The sequence below is a fragment of the Streptomyces enissocaesilis genome (assembly GCF_039533765.1).
Lineage (GTDB): Bacteria > Actinomycetota > Actinomycetes > Streptomycetales > Streptomycetaceae > Streptomyces > Streptomyces enissocaesilis.
Map to the genome: position 1 here is coordinate 181,615 of NZ_BAAAUD010000047.1, position 24,787 is coordinate 206,401.

The following is a 24,787-nucleotide window of genomic DNA, read 5'->3' on the forward strand; positions in this document are numbered from 1 at the left end:
CATGGCCACTTACACACTTCCTGAACTTCCGTACGACTACGCGGCGCTCGAACCTGTCATCAACCCGCAGATCATCGAGCTGCACCACGACAAGCACCACGCGGCCTACGTGAAGGGCGCGAACGACACGCTCGAACAGCTCGAAGAGGCGCGCGACAAGGAGTCGTGGGGAGCGATCAACGGCCTGGAGAAGAACCTCGCGTTCCACCTCTCCGGCCACATCCTGCACTCCATCTACTGGCACAACATGACCGGTGACGGCGGCGGCGAGCCGCTGGAGAAGGACGGTGTCGGCGAGCTCGCGGACGCGATCGCCGAGTCCTTCGGCTCCTTCGAGAAGTTCAAGGCCCAGCTGACCAAGGCCTCCGCGACGACCCAGGGTTCGGGCTGGGGCGTCCTCGCCTACGAGCCGGTCAGCGGGCGCCTGATCGTCGAGCAGATCTACGACCACCAGGGCAACGTGGGGCAGGGATCGGTCCCGATCCTGGTCTTCGACGCCTGGGAGCACGCCTTCTACCTCCAGTACAAGAACCAGAAGGTGGACTTCATCGAGGCGATGTGGAAGGTCGTCAACTGGCAGGACGTGGCGAAGCGTTACGCCGCCGCCAAGGAGCGCGCGTTCAACCTGCTGCTCGCGCCGTAGGCGCGCCATGGCGTCCTGCTCGTGATCGTCTTCTCAACCTTCACCTGCAGGCGGATGAAACGGCCGGCCCCCGCGAGGACGTGACTCGCGGGGGCCGGCTGCGCGCGCACCGGTACGGAAAGGGCCGCCGGTCAGCCGGCGCGGCGGGCGGAGACCGCCTTGCGGACCACCGTCACGACGGCGCAGACCAGCAGGACGTTCACGAGCGCGCCGCCGGCGAGGTGGACCATCGGGCCGAACGGGTTCGCGGCGCCCCCGGCCGCCGGGTCCCCCGCCCCGAAGAGCGCTCCGAGCGGGAGCAGGACGAAGGCGGTCACCGGCACCGACCCCGGGAAGGCCGCGAAGTACAGCTCGGCGAGGTGGTCCCGCGGGGCGCCGGCGATGCCGTGGGCCGGCCCGGCGGCCGCCACCAGGCCGACGTACAGGAGGGCCGGGGCCCGGGCCGCCGTGGCGGGGCGGGTGCGGTCCATGTCCGGAACCTGTCTTTCCGCGGTGGCCGTGTCGGGGGCGGGCCTGCGGATCCGCCGGCCCGCCCCCATTATTGAACACGTTCAACACCGTGGCCACCCCACCCGGGAGCAGCCCCCGTCAGTCGAAGACCGGGCCCTGCGTGCGCGTGCGCTTGATCTCGTAGAAGCCGGGGATCGAGGCCACCATCAGCGTGCCGTCCCACAGGCGCGCCGCCTCTTCGCCCTTCGGCGCCGGAGTGACCACCGGGCCGAAGAAGGCGATCTCCCCGCCGTCCGGTCCGGGGACCGAGATGACCGGGGTGCCGACCTCCTGGCCGACCTTGTCGATGCCCACCGCGTGGGAGGCGCGCACCTCGGCGTCGTACGTGTCCTTGTCGGCGTACTCGATCAGGTCCGCCGGGAGGTCCGCGTCGGCCAGCGCGCCCGCTATCGCCTCCAGGGTCGGGCCCTCGCCCTTGGTGTGGAAGCGGGTGCCGAGCGCGGTGTACAGGTCGCCGACCACCTTGTCGCCGTGCAGCTGCCGGGCCGCCGTCACCACCCGTACCGGACGCCAGCCCTTGGGGCCGAGCAGCTCGCGGTACTGCTCGGGCAGCTGGTCGATCTTGTCCTCGTTCAGCACGGCCAGGCTCATGACGTGCCAGCGGACCTCGACATCACGGACTTTCTGCACCTCCAGCATCCAACGGGACGTCATCCAGGCCCAGGGGCACAGCGGGTCGAACCAGAAGTCGGCGGCGGTCCTGCCGTTCTCGGACATGTCTCTCCTCATGGATGGGGCGGTCACACCTCGACGGGGGCAACACCGCTGGTCGGCGGAGGCATTCCCGCGCGTGCGGCGTCCGTGCCGCGTGGGAGTATCGGCATGTTCGAACGAGACACGAAGGAGTGCCCGTGCCCGGTGAGAATCTGTCCCGCGACGAGGCCCGCGAGCGGGCCGAACTGCTGTCCGTCGACGGGTACGAAGTGGCCCTCGACCTGCGCTCCGCGGTCGGGGAGGGCGACGGGGAGCGAACGCGTACGTTCCGCTCGGTGACCACCCTCCGCTTCCGGTGCGCGCGCCCCGGCGCGGACACCTTCGCCGACCTGCTCGCGCCGTCGGTGACGGCGGTCACGCTGAACGGCGAGGCGCTGGACCCGGCGGCCGTCTTCGACGGGACGCGGGTCGCGCTGGCGGGGCTGCGGGAGGAGAACGTCCTGGTCGTGGACGCCCAGTGCGCGTACAGCCGCACGGGCGAGGGCATGCACCGCTTCGTCGACCCGGAGGACGGCGAGGTCTACCTCTACACGCAGTACGAGCCGGCCGACGCGCGGCGCGTCTTCGCCAACTTCGAACAACCGGACCTGAAGGCGCCCTTCCGGTTCGAGGTGACCGCTCCCGACGGATGGACCGTGTGGAGCAACGGCGTGGGCGAGGTGACGGACGACGGGGTGTGGCGGTTCGCCGGCACCGAGCCGATCTCGACGTACATCACCGCCTTCGTCGCCGGTCCGTACCACTACGAGAGCGACCTGTACCGGCGCACGCTCGCCGACGGCACGGAGATCGAGATCCCGCTCGGCGCCCTGTGCCGCAAGGGGCTCGCCCGGCACTTCGACGCGGACGACGTCTTCACGGTCACCAAGCAGGGGCTCGACTTCTTCCACGACCACTTCGACTACCCGTACCCCTTCGGGAAGTACGACCAGGCCTTCGTGCCCGAGTACAACATCGGCGCCATGGAGAACCCGGGCTGCGTGACCTTCCGCGAGGAGTACGTCTTCCGCGGCAAGGTCACCCGGGCGTCGTACGAGCGGCGGGCCAACGTCATCCTGCACGAGATGGCGCACATGTGGTTCGGCGACCTCGTCACCATGCGGTGGTGGGACGACCTGTGGCTGAAGGAGTCCTTCGCCGACTTCATGGGGACGTACTCGATGGTCGAGGCGACGCGCTTCACCAACGGGTGGATCACCTTCGCCAACAACCGCAAGTCGTGGGCGTACCGGGCCGACCAGCTGCCCTCGACGCACCCGGTCACGGCCGACATCCGTGACCTGGAGGACGCGAAGCTCAACTTCGACGGGATCACGTACGCCAAGGGCGCCTCCGTCCTGAAGCAGCTCGTCGCCTACGTCGGCAAGGACGCCTTCATGGAGGGCGCCCGGCGGTACTTCAAGCGCCACGCGTACGGGAACACCCGGTTGGAGGACCTGCTGGCGGTACTGGAGGAGACGTCCGGGCGGGACCTCGCGGGCTGGTCGCGGGCGTGGCTCCAGACCGCCGGAGTCAACTCGCTCACCCCGCAGATCACGTACGGCTCGTCCGGGCGGATCACCGAGCTGGCGGTGGTCCAGGAGGCGGCCGAGCCCCATGCGGAGCTGCGTCCGCACCGGGTGGCCGTGGGCCTGTACCGGCGCGAGGAGGCCGACGGGGCGCTCGTGCGGTACGCCCGCGCCGAGGTGGACGTCGCCGGCCCGCGCACGGTCGTGGCGGAGCTCCTCGGCAGCGAGAAGCCGGACCTGGTGCTCGTCAACGACGACGACCTGACGTACTGCAAGATCCGCTTCGACCCGGAGTCGCTCGCCACGCTGCGCGCGCACCTCGACGACGTGAGCGACCCGCTGGCACGGGCGCTGTGCTGGTCCGCGCTGTGGAACCTGACGCGGGACGCGCTGCTCCCGGCGCGGGACTTCGTGGACCTGGTGCTGAGGTTCGCGGGGCGCGAGAGCGACATCGGGGTGCTCCAGATGCTGCACACGTGGACGCGGTCCGCACTGACGCACTACGCCGCGCCCGAGTGGCGGGAGGAGGGCGGCCGGCTCCTCGCGGAGGGCGCACTGCGGGAACTGCGGATCGCGGAGCCGGGCAGTGAGCACCAGCTGACGTGGGCGCGGTTCTTCGCGGCGACGGCCTGCCGGGAGGCGGACTTCCAGCTGCTCCGGGGGCTGCTGGAGGGCACGGCCAGGATCGACGGCCTGGAGGTGGACCAGGAGCTGCGCTGGGTGTTCCTCGGACCGCTCGCCTCGCACGGCGTGGCGGACGAGAAGGCGGTCGACGCGGAACTGGCGCGGGACGACACGGCGTCGGGCAAGCGCCACCAGGTGCGGTGCCTCGCGTCGCGCCCCTCGGCCGCGGTCAAGGCGCAGGCGTGGGCGGCGCTGGTGGAGTCCGACGCGTTGTCGAACGCGCTGGTCGTGGCCACGATCGACGGCTTCATGCAGCCCGGGCAGCGGGAGCTGACCGCCCCGTACGCCGAGAAGTACTTCGCCGCGATCGAGCGGGTGTGGGCCGAGCGGTCGATCCAGATCGGGATGGACGTGGTGTCGGGGCTGTTCCCGGCACTCCAGGGCGACCGGCGCACGCTGGACGCGGCGGACGCGTGGCTGGCCGCTCACGCGGGCGCGGCGCCGGCGCTGCGGCGGCTGGTGCTGGAGGCCCGGGACGACCTGGCGCGGGCGCTGCGGGGGCAGGTGTGCGACCGGGCCGCCGCGGTGTGAGGACCCGGCCGCCGGACGGACGGGGTGCGGGCCAAGGTCCGCGCCCCGGGCGGCGGCTAGGGTTTCGGCCATCGAACGGCCGTACTTTAGTGCGGAGTTGTCCCGGATTGTCGACGGGTGTGTAACAGCGGTTAGCGGGTGGGGTGCGGGCGGGAAACCCCGGGACATGAACCACAACACCCCGGTCTCCCCCCGACCCCTCGCCCACCTCGCCGGCGCCCGGCAGCGCGTGCTGTCCGCCGCGCAGCTGCGTACGCGCGGCGTGTCCGCCGCCAAGGCCGCCGGGCAGTGCCGCCCCGGCGGGCCCTGGCAGCAGATCCTGCCCGACGTCTTCGTCCTGCACCCCGGCCCGCCCTCCGGCGAGGAGCGGCTGCACGCCGCGCTGCTGTACGCGGGCCGGCCGCCCGCGAACCCGGTGGTGCCGGCGCAGGCCAGGGCGGAGAACGCGGCGGCGGGCGGGGCGGGCTCGTACGGCGACGTCATGGTCACCGGGCCGGCCGCGCTCGCCCTGCACCGCTTCCGCGGCGCTCTCCCGCTGCTCTCCCTCGACCGGGTCGACGTACTCGTGCCGCGCACGAGGCGGCTGCGGTCCACCGGGTGCGCGCGCCTGGTCCGGGTCCACACGATGCCCCAGGCCCGGCAGATCGACGGCGTGCCCGTCGCTCCCGTCGCCCGCGCCCTCGCGGACACCGTCGCGCATCTCCGTGACGCCGATGCCGTACGGCAGCTGCTCACCGAGGCCGTGCGCGGATTCCACTGCGAACCCTCGGCGGTGGTCAGGGAACTGACGCTCGCGCGACTGCTGTCCCGGCCGTACGTCGTCGACGCCGTCGACGCGCTGCTCGCCGAGGGGCGGGCCGTCGCCGAGGACCGGCTGTACGCGATGGTCCGCGACCACGGGCTGCCGGACCCGCTCTGGAACGTCGACCTGCGGCTGCCCGGCGGCCCCCACCTCGGCGGCGTCGACATCTACTGGCCCGACCAGGCGGTGGCCGTGGAGCTGGACACCCGGGCGCCCCGGCAGGGCGGGGGCACGGCGGGGTCCCCCCTGTTCGAAGGGGGCCGGGAGCTCGGGGAATGGTCGGAGTACGCCCGCAAGCGCGAGCACCTGGAGCGGCTCGGCATCACCGTCGTCCACCTCACGCCGAAGAAGCTGCGGGAGTCGCCGGAACAGCAGGCGACCGTGGTGCGGACGGCCCTGATGGCGTCGGCCGAGCGGGATCCGGCCGCTTATGTCGTCGCGCTGCCGCGCTGAGCGGCGGCGGTGCTTCTCCGGAGCGTGCCGGCGCCTCTTCGGGTCGTGTCAGCCCTTCTTCAGCAGCAGTTCCGTGTTCCGGGCGTCCGCAGGACCCGCGAGGTTCTGCCGGGCGCCCGGCGCGTTGAGGGAGAGTTCCCGGTAGAGGGCCGCCAGGCCCGTCTGGGAGAGGTCGGTGTAGTCCGTGCGGTGCGGGGCGGCGGACTCGATCAGCGTGGTGAAGAGGGAGAGCGTGCCGTCGTGGTTGTCGGTCAGTTCGACGATCCGGGCGAGCTGGGGGAACTCGACGTGCGAGGCGGTGGAGATCTCCCAGAACGTGTCGTGCGCGAGGATCGCGTTGCGGTGGCTGTGCCCGTTGATCCAGGCGACGACGTTGCGGCTGCGCCCGAGGAGCGCGAGGAGCCTGTCGCCGCCGCCGTCGTCGAACGTCCAGCTGTTGTGGTGGCTAAAGACGATGACGTGGTCGTCCTGGTGGGCGGCGAGCGTCCGCTTCAGCCAGCCCAGCTGGGCCGCGCCGATCGAGCCGGCGAAGTGGCCGCCCCGGTCGGTCGTGTCGAGGCTGATGCCGAGGACGCGGTCGGAGACGCGGAAGGAGTAGTACAGGTTCCCGGTGTCGGCGTTCTCGCGGGTGTAGCCGTGCCCGGCCGGCCCCGCGCCCGCGTACGCCGGGTCGAGGTGCGCCTCGACGTACTCGCGGGGCGTGAAGGGGGCGCGGGCCGGGTCGGGGGTGATGCGGCGCATCCGCCGGGTCTCGCGGCGCAGGAGGCCGGTGAAGTGACGGCCGCGCGGGTCGTCGCCCTTCTTCAGTACGGCTTCGAGCGCGCCCGCGTCGGACGCCGGGAGGGAGAGCAGCTTGCGGTCGCCGACGGCGAAGTCGGCGAGGAACCCGGAGGCGTCGCCGTGGGCGAAGCAGCCGCTGGGCAGGTCGTCGTGGTTGCCGACGGTGGAGTACCAGGGGACGCGCAGACCCGGGCTGTTGACGGGGCGCAGCGCGGCGGCGAGGTAGCCCTCGACGCGCGGGAAGCCGCGCTGCTTGTCGGCGTCGCGCAGGGCGGTGTCCGGGTGCCAGTAGAGGGGCAGGCCGGAGTCCTGGACGCCTTCGTAGCGGCCCGGTTCGCCGGTGTCGGGGGTGATGCGGCCGCCGCTCATGGTGCGCAGGAACCAGTCGAGTTCGGCCTTGTTGTTGTTGTCGGTGTTGTCGCCGGTCGTCATCACGAAGCCGAGGTCCGCCCCGGTCACAGGCCCGCCGCGCAGGGCGTTGACCCGCTCCACGAGCGCGATCGCGCCGTGCACGGTGAGGGCCTCCTGCGGACGCCAGGCGCCGGCCGTCCGGACGCGCAGGTACTCGGTGCGGACCGGGTGCTGTACGTCGGTGAGGTGGAGGTCGGTGAGCTGGACGAAGGAGGCGAGGGCGGTGCGCCGGTCCTCGCGCCCCGGGCGGGCGGCGGCGAGCGGGGTCCGCACGACGCGCTTCCAGCCGGGACCCGCGCCGAGCCGCCGGTAGCCGGAGCCGGGGGCGGGGCCGCGCGGTGTGGCGACCGTACCCAGCGTGGTGCCGGCCCAGGCCGGGGCGGCGGCGGGGGCCGCGCTCGGCGACGCCGCGGGCGGGTCGGGAGCGGCAGGGGCGGCGGCCGGGCCCGGAGTACCGGCGGCCGCGGCCCGGACCCCGTCCTCCGGGCGGAGCGCGAGGCCGAGGCCCGCGCCGGCACCGGCCGCTCCGGTCACGGCGAGGAACCGGCGGCGGTCGAGGGCGGCTTCGGCTGCGGAGCGTAGGCGTGACATGGCGCGGTCTCCCCGGGGTGCGATCGCATCGGCCGGGCCCGGGGTGCAACCCCCTTGCCCCACTGGATCGTTGGCATCCGGAATGACCTGCGCGTTAACGGCCCCGCAACGGTCGGCGCCGATCACCGGTCAGGGATCACTGCCCCCACGGATCACCGCAAAACGCCATCACGTCCTCCCCGGACGGATCGGCCGTGCTCACTCCCCGTTCATCTGCCGGGGAAGGCGGCGCGTCCCACGGCCGGTTTCGTACGCCACAGCTCCATGCCGGTGTCGACGAGTTCGACGTGGTCGAGGCGGGCCACCTCGTCCAGCGGGTGCCAGGCCGCGAGGTCGGTGGATCCGGTCGTCTCGTGGCGGAGTTCACCGCCGGTGATCCGGCCCTCGTACACGATCCGCAGACCCTGGAAGTCCGCGAACGTGCCGAGTCTGCGCGGATAGCGGCGGGTGACGGAGTCCACGCCGAGCAGCCGGACCGGATCGCACGCGTAGCCGGTCTCCTCCTCCACCTCGCGGATCACCGTGTCGTACGGGTCTTCGCCGTGGTCCATGCCGCCGCCGGGCAGCGTCCACCGCTTCGCGCCGTCGGGCGCCACCCAGCGGGCGAGGAGCACCTGTCCGTCCCGTACACACACGGCGTAGGCCGCCACCCTGAGCTCTCGGTTCATTGGCCGAGGTTACGGGGTTGTTATCCGGCGTGGAACGGGGCGCCCGATATCTCATGGTTCAACCCCGGTGGCGCATACCGCGTCGTGGCGGATGTGTGCCACGACGGAACTCCACCCCTGACAACTCTCCCCAAACGACCACCTCTTAGGCAAGGCTGAGCGGTCATCCGGCACCGTATTCCGGACTCCTTCTTTCACATACAGGGAAGCCCATGACCCTCGAATCATCCGGCTCCATACCCGGGGCCAGATCCGCGGCCCGCACAGCGCTCGCCGCGGGCCTGGTCGCGGCGCTGTGTGCGGCCGCGTCGGTACCCGCCCTGGCGGCCGGTTCCGACGACCCCAAGGCCACGGCGTCCGCGCCCAAGTCCGCCGCCGCGAAGCTCGGTTCCGCCGACGCCCAGCTGCTCGCGGAGGCGGAGGCCGACGGTACGAAGAGCGTCACGCTGATGATCGCCACCGCGCCCGGCTCCACCGAGCAGGTCGCGCGCCAGCTCGACGCCGTGGAGGGCGGCGTGGTCGGCCGTACGGACGACAAGCTCGGTTACGTACGGGCCACCCTGCCCACCGGCAGGGCGGACGCGGCCATCACGGCCGCCGCCAAGCTCTCCTCCGTCCACGGCATCGACCTCAAGCAGGAGATCCTGCTGGACGACCCGACGCCGGCCGGTGACCGCGGCAAGGGCGCGGACGCCGCCGCCGAGGGCACGTACTCCGGCCCCGGGAAGCGGACGCCCGCGAAGAACCCGTACAACCCGTCCTTCGAGACGGGCGCCGTGGAGTTCGTGGAGGAGCACCCGAAGGCCGACGGCCGCGGGATCACCATCGGCATCCTCGACTCCGGCGTCGACCTCGGCCACCCGGCGCTCCAGAAGACCACCACCGGCGAGCGCAAGATCGTCGACTGGGTGACGGCCACCGACCCGGTCGCGGACGGCGACGGAACCTGGCTGCGGATGAACGGCGCCGTGACCGGCCCGGTGTTCACCGCCGGCAGCCGCACGTACTCGGCCCCGGCCGGCTCGTACATGTTCCGCACCTTCGCCGAGGCCGCCACCAAGGGCGGCGACATGGCGGGCGACCTGAACCGCGACGGTGACACCACCGACGTGTGGGGCGTGCTGTACGACGCCGCCGCCGGCACGGTCCGCGTCGACCTCGACGACGACGCCGACTTCGGCGACGAAGAGGCGATGAAGCCGTACAAGGACAAGCACCAGATCCGGTACTTCGGCAAGGACGATCCGGCGACCGAGGTCGTCGAGCAGATCCCGTTCGTCGCCGAGATCCGCAAGGACGTCGTCGTCAACGCGGCGGGCGCGAAGTCCGACTACGTCAACCTCGGCATCATCGAGGGCTCGCACGGCACGCACGTCGCCGGCATCACCGCCGCCAACAGCCTCTTCGGCGGCCGGATGAACGGCGCCGCCCCCGGCGCCAAGCTGGTCTCCTCGCGCGCCTGCACCTGGAGCGGCGGCTGCACCAACGTCGCGCTCACCGAGGGCATGATCGACCTCGTCACCCAGCGTGGTGTCGACATCGTCAACATGTCGATCGGCGGCCTGCCCGCGCTGAACGACGGCAACAACGCGCGTGCCCAGCTCTACACGCGCCTCATCGACACGTACGGCGTGCAGCTGGTCGTCTCGGCCGGCAACAGCGGCCCCGGCACCAACACCATCGGCGACCCGTCGCTGGCCGACAAGGTCGTCTCGGTCGGCGCGTCCATCTCCAAGGAGACCTGGGCCGCCAACTACGGCTCGGTCGTGGAGAAGAAGTACGCCATGATGCCGTTCTCCTCGCGCGGTCCGCGCGAGGACGGCGGCTTCACGCCGACCATCTCCGCGCCCGGCGCGTCCATCAACACCACCCAGACCTGGTCGCCCGGCGGCCCGGTCGCCGAGGCCGGCTACAAGCTCCCGGCCGGCTACTCGATGCTCCAGGGCACCTCGATGGCCTCGCCGCAGGCGGCGGGCGCGAGCGCGCTGCTGCTCTCGGCCGCGAAGCAGAAGAAGATCGACCTGACCCCGGTGGAGCTGCGCACCGCGCTGACCAGCACCGCCGACCGGATCAAGGGCACGCAGGCGCACGAGCAGGGCTCCGGCCTGATCGACGTCGTGGACGCCTGGGAGGCGATCGAGGACGGCGCGACCGCGCACGACTACGCGGTCAAGGCCCCGGTGGACACCGCGATCGACCACGCGCTCAGAACGCCGGGCTTCGGCACCGGTCTCTACGACCGCGAGGGCGGCCTGAAGGCCGGGCAGAAGAAGACGTACGACGTGACCATCACGCGTACCAGCGGCCCGGACCGCGCGATCGAGCACGAGCTGGACTGGAAGTACAACGACGGCACGTTCCGCCTGCTGGGCGACGACGAGATCGACCTGCCGCTGAACCGGCCGGTCACCGTCAAGGTGCAGGCCCGGCCCGGCTCCGCCGGTGTGCACAGCGCCGTCCTGGAGGCGGACGACGAGCGCACCGGGGGCGTCGACAAGCAGATCCTCGCGACCGTGGTCGTGGCCGAGGACCTGGTGAAGCCCGCCTACGCGTTCTCCGGCTCCGGTTCGGTGCAGCGCAACAGCTCCACGTCGTACTTCATCAACGTCCCCGAGGGCGCGAAGTCCCTGGAGGTCGCGCTCGGCGGTCTCGCGAAGGGCAGCCAGACCCGGTTCATCGCGATCCACCCGTACGGTGTCCCGGTCGACTCCACGTCGTCGATCGTCTGCTACCCGAACTACACGAACCCGGCCAACACCTGCCGCCCTGACCTGCGTTCGTACGCGGACCCGCAGGCCGGTGTGTGGGAGGTCGAGGTCGAGTCGCGCCGTACGTCGCCGCTGCTCGACAACCCGTACACGCTGGACGTCTCGGTGCTCGGCGCCGCCTTCGACCCGGCCGTGCAGACCATCCCCGAGGCCGAGGTGGGCACGCCCGCCCCGGTGGAGTGGAAGGTCACCAACGGCTTCGCCACGCTGGACGGCAAGCTGAAGGGCGGCCCGCTCGGCTCCTCGAAGGACGCGCGCCCGAGCATCAAGAAGGGCGAGAAGCAGACCACCACGGTCACCGTCGGTGCGGGCGTCGAGCGCTTCGACGTCGCCATCGGCGGGGTCTCCGACGCCACCGCCGACCTCGACCTCACGGTCAAGAGGGACGGCGTCCAGGTCGGCCAGGCCGCGGACGGCGACTCGGAGGAGGCGGTCAGCCTCGTCAAGCCCGCGGCCGGTACTTACACCATCGAGGTGGACGGTTACGCGGTCGGCGCCGCCGGTACCGCGTACGACTACCGCGACGTGTACTTCGCGCCGTCGCTCGGCCGGGTCGAGGTCGACGACGCGCAGACCGTGAAGCTGGCCAACGGCGCTTCGGCGCAGGTGAAGGCCCAGGTCGTGGTGGCCGGCGAGGCCCCCGAGGGCCGGCGCTTCTTCGGTGAGGTGCAGCTGGTGAACGCGCGCGGCACGGTCGCGGGCTCCGGCAGCGCCCAGATCGAGAAGGTCACTCCGTAACACCGTCGGCACCGTTCGCCCGAGGGCGGGTCACGGAGGAGGGGCGGGCGCCCGCGCGGGCGCCCGCCCCTCCGCGTTCCCCGGTGATCTGCCCGGTGATCCCCCCGGTGGCGACCGGGACCGCCTTCGTCCTCGGTGAGTTCCACCGGCACGGCGGCGGCTGGAAGTTCCGCGCGGTCGGGCAGGGGTACGCGTCCGGGCCGGCCGGGCTCGCGACGGACTTCGGCATCGCGGTCGAGGGGGCCGTGCGGCACCCCAGGCCGCGGTACCGGCGCCCGGGACAGCGCCCGCGCCCATACCGACCGCCGCGCCCGCCCCGCACACCCCCCTCTCGCACACCCCCGCCGCGCCCGTACAGGACCGCGTCCCCCACTCCTTCGGCCCCCGGTTTCCCTCCTTCGTGCGCCGGGGCCACGGCAACGCCATCTCTCCGGGCAGGGATACGCCGTCGTACGCCACACAGGTCCCGAAACCGGGACGATGCTCGCACACGAGTCCAGGGGCGCCCTGGACCTGCCCGTCGTATGGGCGCTCGACGAGCGTCTGGAGCCGGTACGGCGGATCGCCACCGCCCCGGGCTGCACCCGCTCCCGGGCGGATTCCTGCAGATCAGGACCGGTGGCGCGTGGAGCCTGGAGAGCCGGTGACGGGTGTGCGACGGCCGTGACAACGGTCACCCGGTCCAGGGGCCGGACAATGGATTGGACAAGGCCGCCCAGGACAGACGCATTATGGACAGCACCAGGTCAAGCACCCAGCGCCACGTTCGCACCACGTTCGTACGTACGAAGGAGTCCCCGTGAGGGTCGGAATCGTCGGAGCCACCGGTCAGGTCGGCACAGTCATGCGCAGGATTCTGGCCGAGCGCGCATTCCCGGCCGACGAGCTGCGCCTCTTCGCCTCCGCCCGTTCCGCGGGCTCCACGATCGAGTGGCAGGGCAAGGACATCACCGTCGAGGACGCGTCGACGGCCGACTACTCCGGCCTGGACATCGTCCTCTTCTCCGCCGGTGGCGCGACCTCCAGGGCGCTGGCCGAGAAGGTCGCCTCGCAGGGCGCCGTCGTGATCGACAACTCCTCCGCCTGGCGCCGCGACCCCGAGGTGCCGCTGGTGGTCTCCGAGGTCAACCCGCACGCGGTGGCCAACCGTCCCAAGGGCATCATCGCGAACCCGAACTGCACCACCATGGCCGCGATGCCCGTCCTCAAGCCGCTGCACGCCGAGGCCGGTCTGACCGCGATGGTCGCCACCACCTACCAGGCCGTGTCCGGCTCCGGCCTGGCCGGTGTCGCCGAGCTCGACGGCCAGATCAAGAAGGTCGTGGACCACGCCGCCGAGCTGACCCACGGCGGCGACGCCGTGGACTTCCCCGAGCCCGGCGTCTACAAGCGCCCCATCGCCTACAACGTGCTGCCGCTGGCCGGTTCGATCGTCGACGACGGCTCCTTCGAGACCGACGAGGAGCAGAAGCTCCGCAACGAGTCGCGCAAGATCCTGGAGATCCCCGGACTGAAGGTCTCCGGCACCTGCGTGCGCGTCCCGGTCTTCTCCGGCCACTCGCTCCAGGTCAACGTCCGCTTCGAGCGCCCGCTGAGCGTCGAGCGCGCGACCGAGCTGCTCGCCGGGGCCCCGGGCGTCGCGCTGTCCGAGATCCCGACCCCGCTCCAGGCCGCCGGCCAGGACGTCTCGTACGTCGGCCGCATCCGCCGCGACGAGACCGCCGAGAACGGCCTGGCGCTGTTCCTCTCCGGCGACAACCTCCGCAAGGGCGCGGCGCTCAACGCCGTGCAGATCGCGGAGCTGGTCGCGGCCGAGCTCAAGGCCTGACCTCTTCCGTACTTCCGGTACGCCCGGCGGGGCGGGGCTCCGAGGAGCCCCGCCCCGCCACCGTGTGCACGACCGAGAGGCTGCCGGTCAGAGCGCCAAGTGCCTGCGCAGTGCGACGTCGAGCTCGGCCATGCGCTGCGCGGGCACGCGACCGATGCGGCGCAGCACCCGCTCCACCGCGACCGCCCGGACTTGCTCGCACTGGGCCTTGGAATCCGTCGCGAGATGGCATTCCCCGGCCGGCAGAAGGACTTGGAACGGGAAGACCCGCGACGTGTTCGACGTCATCGGAACGACGGTGATCACACCTTTGCCCATGCGCTGGGCGGTCTGGTTGGCCGCGTCGTTCGACACGACCACCGAGGGGCGGGCCTTGTTCACCTCGCTGCCGCGCACCGGCTCGTAGTCGATCAGGTAGATCTCACCTCTGCGCATCGGTCAGCCCGTCTCCGGCGGTCCGGTCCCAGAACGCCGCGTCCCCGCCCGCGTCCCACTCCTCGAACGCGGCCGCGTAGTCCGACTCCAGCTGGGAGGTGCGCAGCAGCTCGATCGCGGCGTGGATCACGGCGGAGCGGGACTCCGCCTCCGTCTTGGCCGCGTACGCGTCGACGAAGGTCACGTCCTCCTGCGGCAGGCTCACACTGATCTTCATACCACTCATGCTACCGAGGTATGACCACGCTTGCTACCCCACTGCGGCTGCTGTCGCACACAGCCGGGCGAGGACAGGTCACGCTCGGCGCACCTCGAAGTGGAAGCAGCCGTACTCGACGGCCCTGACGTGCACGAGCACCACCTCCGGGTCGGCGAGGGCCTCGGCGAACGCGGCGTCGAAGCCCGCCGTCGTGCCGTCCGGGATCTCCAGGAGCCGGCCGCCGGTGATCTTGCCCTCGGCGTTGTAGCGGCGCACGGTGCGCAGGGCGCCGGGGCGGGCGAAGGGGTAGCCGTCGACCGCCCCGGCCGGGCCCTCGCACCCCTGCGCGTGGATGAACACGGGGCCCTGTTCGTCGTACGCCCCGGGCCTGGCCCACGTCTCGGCCGCCCAGCGGCGCAGCGGCGTGTACGAGACGAGCGCGATGTGTTCGCCGGCCTCGCTGAGCCGCAGGCAGCAGCGCAGCGGGGCGCCGCCCTCCTCGTCGGTGTACGGGGCGCAGGCGCGGTCGGCGTCGTCGGTGTCCCGCAGCTGCTTGAGCGCGGTGGGCCCGACGGGGCGCGCGGTGTACGTCGTCATCGTCGTACGGCCGGCTTCCGCACCGCCCCGGCGGCGCACCGGCGGTCTTCGGACATCGCGCTCTGTCAGCTGCGAGCTGACTCAGCAGTCATTACAGGAGCGGCGTGGAAGGATGGCGGAAAACGACACATACCGAGGAGATGACCGGGTGCCTGGCACGAATCTGACCCGCGAAGAGGCCCAGCGGCGGGCGAGCCTGCTCACTGTCGACGCGTACGAGATCGAGCTCGATCTGAGTGGCGCGCAGGAGGGAGGCGTCTACCGTTCCGTGACCACCGTGCGTTTCGAGTTCGCCGAGGCCGGCGCGCAGACGTTCATCGACCTGGTGGCGCCCGCCGTGCACCAGGTCGTGCTGAACGGGAAGTCGCTCGACGTCGCCGCCGTCTTCCGGGACTCCCGCATCACCCTCAAGCACCTCGAGGCCGGCCCGAACGAGCTGAAGGTCGTCGCCGACTGCGCGTACACCAACACCGGTGAGGGGCTGCACCGCTTCGTCGACCCGGTGGACCAGCAGGTGTACCTCTACACCCAGTTCGAGGTGCCGGACGCGCGGCGCGTCTTCGCGTCGTTCGAGCAGCCGGACCTGAAGGCGACCTTCCAGTTCACCGTGAAGGCCCCGCCCGGGTGGACGGTCGTCTCGAACTCCCCGACGCCCGCGGCGCCCGAGGGCCCCGGGTCCGACGTATGGGTCTTCGAGCCGACCCCGCGCATCTCGACGTACATCACCGCGCTGATCGCCGGCCCGTACCACTCCGTCCACAGCTCGTACGAGAACGCGAACGGCCAGAGCGTCCCGCTGGGCATCTACTGCCGTCCCTCGCTCGCCGAGTTCCTCGACGCGGACGAGATCTTCGACGTCACGCGGCAGGGATTCGACTGGTTCCAGGAGAAGTTCGACTACGCGTACCCCTTCGCGAAGTACGACCAGCTCTTCGTGCCGGAGTTCAACGCGGGCGCGATGGAGAACGCGGGCGCGGTGACCATCCGCGACCAGTACATCTTCCGCTCGCGGACGACGGACGCGGCGTACGAGCGGCGCGCCGAGACCATCCTGCACGAGCTGGCGCACATGTGGTTCGGCGACCTGGTCACCATGGAGTGGTGGAACGACCTGTGGCTGAACGAGTCGTTCGCCACGTACACCTCGGTCGCCTGCCAGGCGCACGCGGCGGGCTCCAAGTGGCCGCACGCGTGGACGACGTTCGCGAACTCGGAGAAGACCTGGGCCTACCGTCAGGACCAGCTCCCCTCCACGCACCCGATCATGGCCGAGATCCGTGACCTGGACGACGTCCTGGTCAACTTCGACGGCATCACGTACGCCAAGGGCGCGTCCGTGCTCAAACAGCTCGTGGCGTACGTCGGCCAGGACGAGTTCTTCCGGGGCGTGCAGGCGTACTTCAAGGCGCACGCGTTCGGGAACACGCGCCTGCCCGACCTGCTCGGCGCGCTGGAGAAGACGTCCGGCCGCGATCTGAGGACCTGGTCGAAGGCGTGGCTGGAGACGGCCGGCATCAACGTCCTGCGCCCGGAGATCGAGACGGCCGCGGACGGCACCATCACGTCCTTCGCCGTCCGGCAGGAGGCCCCGGCGCTCCCGGCGGGCGCGAAGGGCGCCTCCACCCTCCGCCCGCACCGCATCGCGGTCGGCTGCTACGACCTGGACGGCGCGGGCCGGCTGGTCCGCACGAACCGGATCGAGATGGACGTCGACGCGGCCGAGCTGACCGAGGTCCCCCTCCCCGCGGGCACGCCCCGCCCCGCGGTGATCCTCCTCAACGACGACGACCTGTCGTACGCGAAGGTGCGTCTGGACCCCGACTCGTTGGCCATGGTCACGGCGCACATCGGCGACTTCGCCGAGTCGCTGCCGCGTGCGCTGTGCTGGTCGGCGGCGTGGGACATGACCCGCGACGGCGAGCTCGCCACCCGCGACTACCTGGCGCTGGTCCTGTCGGGCATCGGCAAGGAGTCGGACATCGGCGTCGTCCAGTCCCTGCACCGTCAGGCGAAGCTGGCGCTGGAGCTGTACGCGGCGCCGGACTGGCGCGAGAACGGGCTGGCGCGGTGGACGGCGGCGACGCTGGAGCACCTGCGCGCGGCGGAGCCGGGCAGCGACCACCAGGTGGCGTGGGCGCGGGCGTTCGCCGCGACCGCCCGTACGGACGCGCAGCTGGACCTGCTCCAGGGCCTGCTGGACGGCACGGAGACGCTGGAGGGCCTGGCCGTCGACACCGAGATGCGCTGGGTGTTCGTCGGACGGCTGGCGGCCACGGGCCGTGCGGACGAGAAGGCGATCACGGCGGAGCTGGAGCGCGACAGGACGTCGGCGGGCGAGCTGCACGCCGCGTCGGCGCGGGCGGCGCGGCCGACGGCCGAGGCGAAGGCGGAGGCGTGGGCCTCGGTGGTCGAGTCCGACAAGCTCCCGAACTCCACGCAGGAGGCCGTGATCGGCGGCTTCGTCCAGACCGGCCAGCGTGAACTGCTCGCGCCGTACGCGGAGAAGTACTTCGCGGCGGTCAAGGGCATCTGGGACTCGCGCAGCTACGAGATGGCGCAGCAGATCGCGGTCGGCCTGTACCCGGCGGTGCAGGTCTCCCGGGAGACGCTGGACGCGACGGACGCGTGGCTGGCGTCGGCGGACCCGAGCGCGGCCCTGCGCCGTCTGGTCCTGGAGTCCCGCGCGGGCGTCGAGCGGGCGCTGAAGGCGCAGGCGGCGGACGCCGCGGCGGGCTAGGCGACGCTCCTCCGGCCCGTACGGCCCGGCCCGTACGGCGGCCGGTGACACGAGAGGGCCGCCCCCGCGACGCGCGGGGACGGCCCTCTCCGTCCTGGGACGTGGAAACCGCCCGACGGCCGGGCGCTGTACCGCTGCCGTCCGCCGGGCGGGGGTCTGGTGGGGCGGGGCCGGCTACCGGCCGGCCACGTCCTCGTAACGGGCGCGCAGCTCGGCCGCGCCCTGCTCGGTGAGCGCCCCGTGCAGCCGCATCCGGGCGACGCCGCCGTCGGGGAAGGCGTCGAGGCGTACGTGGGTGGCGACGGCCTGCGCCGGGAGCTTGAAGCGGTGCAGGGTGTCGGGCTGGAGCCTGGTCCGCGGGATGATCTCGAACCACTCGCCGCTCTCGCCGTTGCGCCCGCTCAGGGCGATCCAGCCGGCCGAGTTGCCCTTGAGGTACGCGGTGTCGATCTCGACGGCGCGGATGGCGCCCTGCGCGACGAGACGGAAGCGCACCCAGTCGTTGGTGTCGCGGACGCGGCGACGGCGGTTCTCCCAGCCGTCGTCCATCTTGCGGGAGGTGCCCGGCAGGATGATCTGCGTCGGCGAGGAGTAGAACTTGTCGGAAGCGTCCTCGTACACACCGCCGTTGAGTACGGAGACGAGGTCGACGGTCCCGAGGAGGTCCAGCCACTGCGGGTCGGGCACGACTTCGCCGTGCACGCGCAGGCGGGCGACGCCGCCGTCGGGGTGCTGGCACAGGCGGATGTGGGTGAAGCGCCGCTCGCTCGTGATCTCGAACCCGTTGGCCGCGTGTCCGCGCACGGGCGTGGGGGCCACGATCTCTTCCCACTTCACCTCGGAGTCGAGGAGCTGCTCGGGGCCGGGCGAGCCCTCGACCGCGGCGGCCTGGACGCTCACGCGCTGCGGGTAGTTGCCGCGGAAGTGTGCGGTGTCGACGACGATGCCGCGGATGACGCCGGGGGCGCCGAGGCGGACGATGGCCCAGTCGTGGTCCTCGGGCGCCGGGAAGGGGTGCGACCCGTCGGTGCCGCGCCGGCGCCGGGTCTCCCAGCCGTCCATGATCTTGCCCTTGTGGCCGAAGTGCTCGGGGTCGAAGACGGCGCGCTCACGGATGAGGAGGTTCTCGCGCTCGGCGAAGAACTCGTCGTTGGCGGCGACGACACCGGCTCCCAGGCGCCGGTCGGCCAGGTCGACCAGTTCGGTGAAGGGGAAGTCCCCGCCCCGGTAGTCGGTGTACGGGTCACCTCCGCCGTAGGGGGCGGCGTCGTTGGCGTGCGGGTCTTCGAGGTGCGCGTCGGTCGTCGTCATGGTCCGACTGTCACAGCCCACAACCGGTCAGGTCCATCGAAAGTTTCTGGACAGGCTTTGAAGCAGAAGTGAACGATCCCGCCCGGGTCACGGCGTACGCGCCGCCGCCACCTCGCGCAGGGCCGACAGCACGCGGGCCACCGCCGGGCCCGCCTCCGCTCCGCGGCGTACCGCCGCCACCACGTGGCGCTGGGGCTGGTCCGCGCTCAGGACCCGCATGACCACCCCCGTACGCCGCTCCGCCGACGCCATCCGCGGGACCAGGGCCACCCCCATCCCCGCCTCGACCATGGCCAGGATCGCCGTCCAGCCGGCGGCGCTGTGCGCCTGCTCCGGCACGAAGCCCGCCGCCTCGCACGCGTGGCGGGTGATCTCCGACCACGGCCCGCTCCCACCGAAGATCCACGGCTCGCCCGACAGGTCCGCCAGCCGCAGGCCCGGGGCCGCCGCCAGCGGATGCCCGGCCGGAAGCGCCACGTCCAGCGGGTCGGCCAGCAGCGGGACGCGGGCGAGCTGGGGGTCGCGGGCGGTCGGGGCGTGCGCCGCCAGCGACAGCGCCAGGTCGACCGCCCCGCCCGCCAGGAGCTCGTACGCCTCGGCGGCCTCGGCCTCCCTGACCCGTACCTCCAGCGCGGGATGTGTCGTACGGAGCCGCTGCACCGCCGGCACGACCAGCGCCGGCACGGCCGTCGAGAACGCCCCGATCCGCACCTCCCCCGCCTCCCCGCGCACGTACCCCGTCAACTCGGCGTCCGCCTGCTCCAGTTGGGCGAAGACCGCCTCCGCGTGCCGCAGGACCAGATGGGCCGCGTCGGTGAGGCGCACCCGCCGCCCGTGCGCCTCCAGCAGCGGTACGCCGAGCTGCCTGCCGAGGTTGGACAGCTGCTGCGAAACGGCCGACGGCGTCATCAGCAACGCCTCGGCCGTCGCGGTCACGGTCCCCCGGTCGCGCAGGGTCCGCAGGATCCGCAGTTTCTTGATGTCCCACTCGATCATGGGACGGAATCTATCCCGGTCCGCCAGCGGGGCCCGGTCCGCCAGCGGGGCCCGGTCCGCCAGCGGGGCCCGGTCCGCCAGCGGGGCCCGGCCCGTCTCCGGAAACCGGCCCGTCACCGGAGCCCGGCCCGTCACCGGAGCCCGGCCGGTCACCGGCCCCTTCCCGCCCCCAGCATCACTCCGCCCAGGATCAGCGCCATGCACAGGAGCTGCGCCGGTCCCGTCGCCTCGCCCAGCAGGGCGAAGGAGAGCACGGCCACGCACACCGGCTGGAGGTAGTAGACGACGCCCGCCCGCGCCGCGCCGATCAGCGCGATCGCCTTGTTCCAGGCGAAGAAGGCGACGGCGGACGAGAAGACACCGACGTAGACCAGCGGCCCGGCCGTTCCCGCCGTCGGCTCGAAGCCGCCCTGGAGGGCCAGGCTGACGGCGTACGCCGGCGACAGCATCAGCGCGCCGAGCACGAACGTACTGAACAGGAAGGCGAGTCCGCCGATCCCGGCCGGCTTGCGGCGCAGCAGCGCGCTGTACGAGCCGAAGCAGACCGCCGCCGCGAGCATCCACAGGTCGCCGGCGGCGAAGTCCGGGGTGAGCGAGCCCTTGCTGACCAGGAGCAGCACTCCGGCGCAGGCGATCAGCATCCCGGTGGTGCGGCGGGCGCCGAGGCGGGCGCCGCCCAGGCGTTCGCAGACGGCCATCAGGACCGGCGAGGCGGCCATGATCATGCCCATGTTGCCCGCGGAGGTGGAGAGCCCGGCCTGGTTGACGAGGGTGTTGTAGACGGTGACACCGAGGAGCGAGGCGAGGGTGACGAACCCCAGGTGGCGGCGGAGCAGTTCTCGCTGGCGCCACGCCTCGCGGGCCGCGAAGGGGGCCACGGCGACGATCGCCACGATCCAGCGCCAGAAGGCGGCCTGCACCGGCGGGACGGAGTCGTGGAGGGCGCGGGAGGTGACGAAGCTGCCGGACCAGACCACCGTCGCGACGGCGGCGAGAACGAGGCCGACGGCCGAGGCCCTCTCCGCCGTCCCGGCCTTCGGCTTGCCGCTGGTACGGACCCGGTCCTGGACTGCCACAGGTATCCCCTCGTTCCGCTCCCCTGCCGGGAGCCTCGGTTGCGTTCGGGAGCTACCCTCGCAGCGCTCCACCCGTCAGGTCCATCGAATGTTTTCGATCGTTCCATTCAGCCGAGCTGAACGTTTTGGGCTTCGCCGTCCTCATCCGGCCCGACAGCGTCGCCCCGAACGCGATCGCCATCCCCAGCAGCCGCACCGGCGTCAGCGACTCCCCCGGCGCCGCCCAGCCGATGACCGCCGCGGTCGGCGGCGACAGCGGGCCGGGGAAGGTCACGCAGGTCGCGATGGGCCGGCCGGTGCCGCGGAACCACAGCCGGTAAGCGACCGCCGCGCTGACCGGCGCCGGGCAGAGGCAACCGGTGACGGCCCGCCCGTCCAGCGCCGCCACCACGCCGGCCGTGTCCAGCGCGGCGGTGGCGCGCAGCACCACCGGGCTCACGCCGAGCGCCTCGGCCGTCCCGGTCAGCGGGGTGCGCACGGTCGGCTTCCCGCCGAGCAGCAGCACCGCGAGCCCGGCCACCCGCAGCGGCGCGAGCGGGCCTCGCGATCGTCGACGAGGCGGTGGCGGCCGGTCCGGGGATCCAGCACGAGGCGCTCGAAGGGTTCGGCGAGGAGCAGGTCGAGCAGCTCCGGGAGCTGCCGCGGCAGCTGCTCGCCGGACCGGCCCGGGCGCAGACCCGCCGTACGGACACGCGGCCCACGGAGAAGCGCCGTACGCGAACACGTCGAGGGCGTCCTCGTCCGTACGCGGTCGCGGTACGGGCGAGGACGCCCTCGGTGAGACTCAGGAAACAGAAATCAGGAAGCCGTGCCCGCCGGCAGAACCACTGCCGGCGGGTCTGCCGTCAGGTCTGCGGCCAGGTGCGCCGTCAGGTCTGCTTCTTGGACTTGTCCAGCACCATGACGAGACCCGTGATCACCGCGAACAGCACGATCGGAGCCACGACATACAGGCCGAGCGTCTCGGCCACGCTCAGGCCGGGACCCGGGTCGTCGCCGTCGTCGCGGGTGAGCGCGAGCGCGGGGGACGACATGAGCAGCATCATCAGCGTCGTACCGGCCGCGACGGCACCGGCGCGCAGGGCGTTCTTCTTGTCCACGGTGCAAACGTAGCGAACGCCTAAGCGGGCCGCGCGTCCGGGGGTGCCGTAGGGGGTGCCACAGGAGGTCCCGCAGGAGGTGCCGGGGGTGCCGCCCCGGTCCGGAAGACGTCGATCAGCTCGTGCAGGCGGGGGGACGCGGCGAGTTCCTCCAGGGTGACGGGGCGCCCCTCGGCGTCGGCGACCGGCAGGCGCCAGTTGGGGTACTGGTCCCAGGTGCCGGGCAGGTTCTGCGGCCGCCGGTCGCCCACCGCGTCCGGCAGCCAGATGCCGACCATCCGGGCCGGGGTGCGCAGCAGGAAGCGGTACACGGCGCGGATGCCGCCCTCCTCGTCGCCCGCGCCCTCCGGCAGCAGACCGAGCCTGGCCAGGCACGACAGCCAGTCGGCGACCTCGACGGACGCCTCGGCCCGCTCGTCCGCCAGGGGCCGGGTGAGCAGGCCGAGCCGGTGGCGCAGCGCGACGTGCTCCCCCGTCAGGCGGGCGGCGGTGGACGGCAGGTCGTGGGTGGTGGCGGTGGCCAGGCAGTGCTCGCGCCAGGCCCCGGGGGGCAGCGGTTCGCCCGTACCGGCCCAGTCGCGCTCGAACCACAGCACCGACGTGCCGGACACGCCGCGCTCGGCGAGCGCGTCCCGCACACCAGGCTCGACCGTGCCCAGGTCCTCCCCTATGACGCTCGCGCCCGCCAGGTGGGCCTCCAGGGCGAGTACGGCGAGCATCGCGTCCGCGTCGTACCTGACGTACGTCCCGTCCGTCGGCGGGCGGCCCTCCGGGACCCACCAGAGCCGGAACAGCCCCATGACGTGGTCGATGCGCAGGGCGCCCGCGTTGCGCAGGAGCCCGCGCAGCAGGTCGCGGAAGGGGGCGTACGCGGTGGCGGCCAGGGCGTCGGGGCGCCACGGGGGCAGCCCCCAGTCCTGGCCGAGCGCGTTGAAGGCGTCCGGCGGGGCGCCGACCGACATGCCGCGCGCGTAGGCGTCCTGCTGCGCCCAGGCGTCGGCGCCGCCGGGGTGCACGCCGACGGCCAGGTCGTGGACGATGCCGACGGGCATGCCCGCCCCGCGGGCGGCGAGCTGGGCCGCCGCCAGCTGGGAGTCGGTGAGCCAGGCCAGCCAGCAGTGCAGGTCGACGCGGTCGTACAGCTCGTCCCGGGCGCGCCCGACGGCGGCGGAGCGCGGGTCGTCGCGCAGTTCGGCCGGCCAGGCGTGCCAGTCGGAGCCGTGCGCCTCGGCGAGCGCGCACCAGGTGGCGTGGTCCTCCAGGGCCGTGCCCTGTCCGGCCAGGAAGTCGCAGTAGGCGGCGCGGCGGCCGGGGCCGAGCGGGACGCGCCGCACCAGCTCCAGGGCTTCCTTCTTGAGCCCCCACACCGCGTCGCGGTCGATCAGCTCGCCCTTGTTCAGGACGCCGTCGCGCAGGGCCGCGGCCCGCTCCAGCAGGCCGTCGACGCGCGCCCGGTCCGCCGCCGGGACATGTGCGTACTCGGGAACGTCCTCGACCCTCAGGTGCACGGGGTCGGGGAAGCGGCGCGAGGAGGGGCGGTACGGCGACGGGTCGGTGGGCGCACCGGGGACGGCCGCGTGCAGCGGGTTGATCTGTACGAATCCGACGCCGAGGGAGCGTCCGGACCAGGCGGCGAGCTCGGCGAGGTCACCGAGGTCGCCCATGCCCCAGGAGCGCCGGGACAGGAGGGAGTAGAGCTGGACGAGGAGCCCGTAGGTGCGGCCGGGCTGCTGCGGGACCCGGCCGGGCGCGACGACGAGCGTGGCGGCGTCCCCGGTCCCGTCCGGCGTACGCACCGACAGCCGGTGCACTCCCAGAGGCAGCTGCCCCCACCCCTCGCCCGCGACGGGCGGCGGCACGGCGGCTCCGGGACCGGGGACGGAGCCGGGCGCCTCCTCGTGCGGCGGGGCCTGGGACGGACTCCGCGGGCCCCGGAAGCTCTGCGGGTCCGGGGACGGGAGCGTCCGGGACGGGTCCGGGGGCGGGGACTCCCACTCCACCGCCGGGCCCTGTTCCGTCTCGATGCGCAGCACGGTGCCCGCGGGCAGGCCGGCGAGGGCGGGCGGCGGCTGCGGGCCGTCCTCGCCCGCCCAGGACACCACCGTGGGGGGCAGCAGACGGCGGGCGGCGGCGGCCTCGTGTGCTTCGAGGGCCGTGCGCACCGCCTCGGGCGTACGGGCGTCGACGCCCAGGGCCGCCAGCACGGCGACCACCGTGTCGTCGGGGACCTGGAGCGTGCGGTGCGCCGATGGCTGGTAGGACATGGCGACGCCGTGCAGGGCCGCGAGCCGGGCCAGGCCCATCTAGACCCCCATGGGCTCCGTGCCCGATGCCGTGCCGTGGGCTGTCGGTTCGCTGGTCAGGGGGGCGGCGTCGGCCATCGGGGGCTCGCTGGTGAGCGGCGCGGCGTCGGCCATCGGGGGTTCGCTGGTCAGGGGCGGCTCGGTGGTGAGCAGCGGCTCGGCGAATCCGGCGTCGAGCGGGTATCCGGCGCCGAGGCCGGCACGGGGGGACGGCACCGGTTTGGACAGGGCGGAGAGGAGAAGCTGTGCGGCGGCCACAGGGGCCTCCCTACGGTGGACTGTACGGACACAGCAGCCTTACCCAATGAGCAGGGCCGCAGACCCATACGTTTCCTCAACGTGTCCCGCGTCACACTCGCTTCCCTGTATGAAAATTGACACCCGGGCGGACGGGTGGTGGGCTC

General features: G+C 72.6%; 21 protein-coding genes. 7 read left to right on the forward strand and 14 right to left on the reverse strand.

The annotated features are described in order from the left end of the window. The first annotated feature begins 1 nt into the window (after window position 1). Complete coding sequence (locus tag ABD374_RS23250) at window positions 2–643, forward strand: superoxide dismutase (RefSeq protein ID WP_344497526.1); 642 nt, start codon at window positions 2–4, stop codon at window positions 641–643. A gap of 131 nt (window positions 644–774) precedes the next feature. On the opposite strand, the gene ABD374_RS23255 is transcribed toward ABD374_RS23250, so the two are convergent. Further along, window positions 775–1,113 carry a hypothetical protein gene (locus ABD374_RS23255; protein WP_344497527.1) on the reverse strand — a complete coding sequence of 113 codons (339 nt, stop codon included), beginning with the start codon at window positions 1,111–1,113 and terminating at the stop codon, window positions 775–777. Window positions 1,114–1,231: 118 nt separating this feature from the next. Then, window positions 1,232–1,870 carry a mycothiol-dependent nitroreductase Rv2466c family protein gene (locus ABD374_RS23260; RefSeq protein WP_344497528.1) on the reverse strand — a complete coding sequence of 213 codons (639 nt, stop codon included), beginning with the start codon at window positions 1,868–1,870 and terminating at the stop codon, window positions 1,232–1,234. 134 nt (window positions 1,871–2,004) lie between these two features. Here ABD374_RS23260 and pepN (ABD374_RS23265) point away from each other — a divergent pair, with 134 nt between their 5' ends. Further along, window positions 2,005–4,590, forward strand: a complete 2,586-nt coding sequence (gene pepN / locus ABD374_RS23265; protein WP_344497529.1) for an aminopeptidase N — start codon at window positions 2,005–2,007, stop codon at window positions 4,588–4,590. 166 nt (window positions 4,591–4,756) lie between these two features. Next, window positions 4,757–5,845, forward strand: coding sequence for a hypothetical protein (locus tag ABD374_RS23270; protein ID WP_344497530.1), 1,089 nt, complete (start codon window positions 4,757–4,759; stop codon window positions 5,843–5,845). A gap of 48 nt (window positions 5,846–5,893) precedes the next feature. On the opposite strand, the gene ABD374_RS23275 is transcribed toward ABD374_RS23270, so the two are convergent. Next, window positions 5,894–7,627, reverse strand: a complete 1,734-nt coding sequence (locus tag ABD374_RS23275) for a TIGR03767 family metallophosphoesterase (RefSeq protein ID WP_344497531.1) — start codon at window positions 7,625–7,627, stop codon at window positions 5,894–5,896. A 209-nt stretch (window positions 7,628–7,836) separates the two neighbouring features. Then, window positions 7,837–8,295, reverse strand: a complete 459-nt coding sequence (locus ABD374_RS23280) for an NUDIX hydrolase (RefSeq protein ID WP_344497532.1) — start codon at window positions 8,293–8,295, stop codon at window positions 7,837–7,839. Window positions 8,296–8,507: 212 nt separating this feature from the next. Here ABD374_RS23280 and ABD374_RS23285 point away from each other — a divergent pair, with 212 nt between their 5' ends. The 3 genes from ABD374_RS23285 (at window position 8,508) to ABD374_RS23295 (ending at window position 13,629) form a co-directional block, all read left to right on the forward strand. Further along, window positions 8,508–11,801 (forward strand): S8 family serine peptidase, encoded by a 3,294-nt coding sequence (locus ABD374_RS23285; protein ID WP_344497533.1) that lies wholly within the window; start codon window positions 8,508–8,510, stop codon window positions 11,799–11,801. A gap of 107 nt (window positions 11,802–11,908) precedes the next feature. After that, window positions 11,909–12,448: a TerD family protein gene (locus tag ABD374_RS34715; protein WP_425577313.1), complete on the forward strand. Its 540-nt coding sequence runs from the start codon at window positions 11,909–11,911 to the stop codon at window positions 12,446–12,448. Between the two features lie 152 nt (window positions 12,449–12,600). After that, on the forward strand, window positions 12,601–13,629 hold the full coding sequence (locus ABD374_RS23295; RefSeq protein WP_344497534.1) for an aspartate-semialdehyde dehydrogenase: 1,029 nt from the start codon (window positions 12,601–12,603) through the stop codon (window positions 13,627–13,629). An 87-nt stretch (window positions 13,630–13,716) separates the two neighbouring features. Here the strand turns inward: ABD374_RS23295 and ABD374_RS23300 are convergent, their stop codons facing one another. The 3 genes from ABD374_RS23300 to ABD374_RS23310 all read right to left on the reverse strand — a co-directional run bounded on the left by ABD374_RS23300 (window position 13,717) and on the right by ABD374_RS23310 (window position 14,860). Further along, on the reverse strand, window positions 13,717–14,064 hold the full coding sequence (locus ABD374_RS23300) for a type II toxin-antitoxin system PemK/MazF family toxin (protein WP_344497535.1): 348 nt from the start codon (window positions 14,062–14,064) through the stop codon (window positions 13,717–13,719). Then, window positions 14,051–14,281 (reverse strand): ribbon-helix-helix domain-containing protein, encoded by a 231-nt coding sequence (locus tag ABD374_RS23305; protein ID WP_344497536.1) that lies wholly within the window; start codon window positions 14,279–14,281, stop codon window positions 14,051–14,053. The genes ABD374_RS23300 and ABD374_RS23305 overlap by 14 nt, the downstream gene beginning before the upstream one ends. 78 nt (window positions 14,282–14,359) lie before the next feature. Continuing rightward, entirely contained in the window at window positions 14,360–14,860 is a 501-nt protein-coding gene (locus ABD374_RS23310) for a DUF1203 domain-containing protein (RefSeq protein WP_344497537.1), read from the reverse strand. Between the two features lie 148 nt (window positions 14,861–15,008). Here ABD374_RS23310 and pepN (ABD374_RS23315) point away from each other — a divergent pair, with 148 nt between their 5' ends. Next, window positions 15,009–17,597 carry an aminopeptidase N gene (gene pepN, locus ABD374_RS23315; RefSeq protein WP_344497538.1) on the forward strand — a complete coding sequence of 863 codons (2,589 nt, stop codon included), beginning with the start codon at window positions 15,009–15,011 and terminating at the stop codon, window positions 17,595–17,597. Window positions 17,598–17,771: 174 nt separating this feature from the next. Here pepN (ABD374_RS23315) and alc read toward each other — a convergent pair whose 3' ends face one another. The 7 genes from alc to ABD374_RS23350 form a co-directional block, all read right to left on the reverse strand. After that, window positions 17,772–18,908, reverse strand: coding sequence for an allantoicase (gene alc / locus ABD374_RS23320; RefSeq protein ID WP_344497539.1), 1,137 nt, complete (start codon window positions 18,906–18,908; stop codon window positions 17,772–17,774). A gap of 87 nt (window positions 18,909–18,995) precedes the next feature. Continuing rightward, the gene (locus tag ABD374_RS23325; protein WP_344497540.1) at window positions 18,996–19,904 is read right to left on the reverse strand and encodes a LysR family transcriptional regulator; all 909 of its coding nucleotides are present in this window, start codon (window positions 19,902–19,904) and stop codon (window positions 18,996–18,998) included. A gap of 149 nt (window positions 19,905–20,053) precedes the next feature. Further along, complete coding sequence (locus ABD374_RS23330) at window positions 20,054–20,980, reverse strand: DMT family transporter (RefSeq protein ID WP_344497541.1); 927 nt, start codon at window positions 20,978–20,980, stop codon at window positions 20,054–20,056. 52 nt (window positions 20,981–21,032) lie between these two features. Next, the gene (locus tag ABD374_RS23335) at window positions 21,033–21,500 is read right to left on the reverse strand and encodes a hypothetical protein (protein WP_425577315.1); all 468 of its coding nucleotides are present in this window, start codon (window positions 21,498–21,500) and stop codon (window positions 21,033–21,035) included. A gap of 349 nt (window positions 21,501–21,849) precedes the next feature. After that, window positions 21,850–22,080: a hypothetical protein gene (locus tag ABD374_RS23340; protein WP_344497542.1), complete on the reverse strand. Its 231-nt coding sequence runs from the start codon at window positions 22,078–22,080 to the stop codon at window positions 21,850–21,852. A 20-nt stretch (window positions 22,081–22,100) separates the two neighbouring features. Then, a complete protein-coding gene (gene malQ / locus ABD374_RS23345; protein ID WP_344497543.1) occupies window positions 22,101–24,383 on the reverse strand; it encodes a 4-alpha-glucanotransferase in 2,283 nt (760 codons plus the stop codon). After that, on the reverse strand, window positions 24,384–24,641 hold the full coding sequence (locus ABD374_RS23350) for a hypothetical protein (RefSeq protein WP_344497544.1): 258 nt from the start codon (window positions 24,639–24,641) through the stop codon (window positions 24,384–24,386). It lies immediately after the preceding gene. Between the last annotated feature and the right edge of the window lie 146 nt (window positions 24,642–24,787).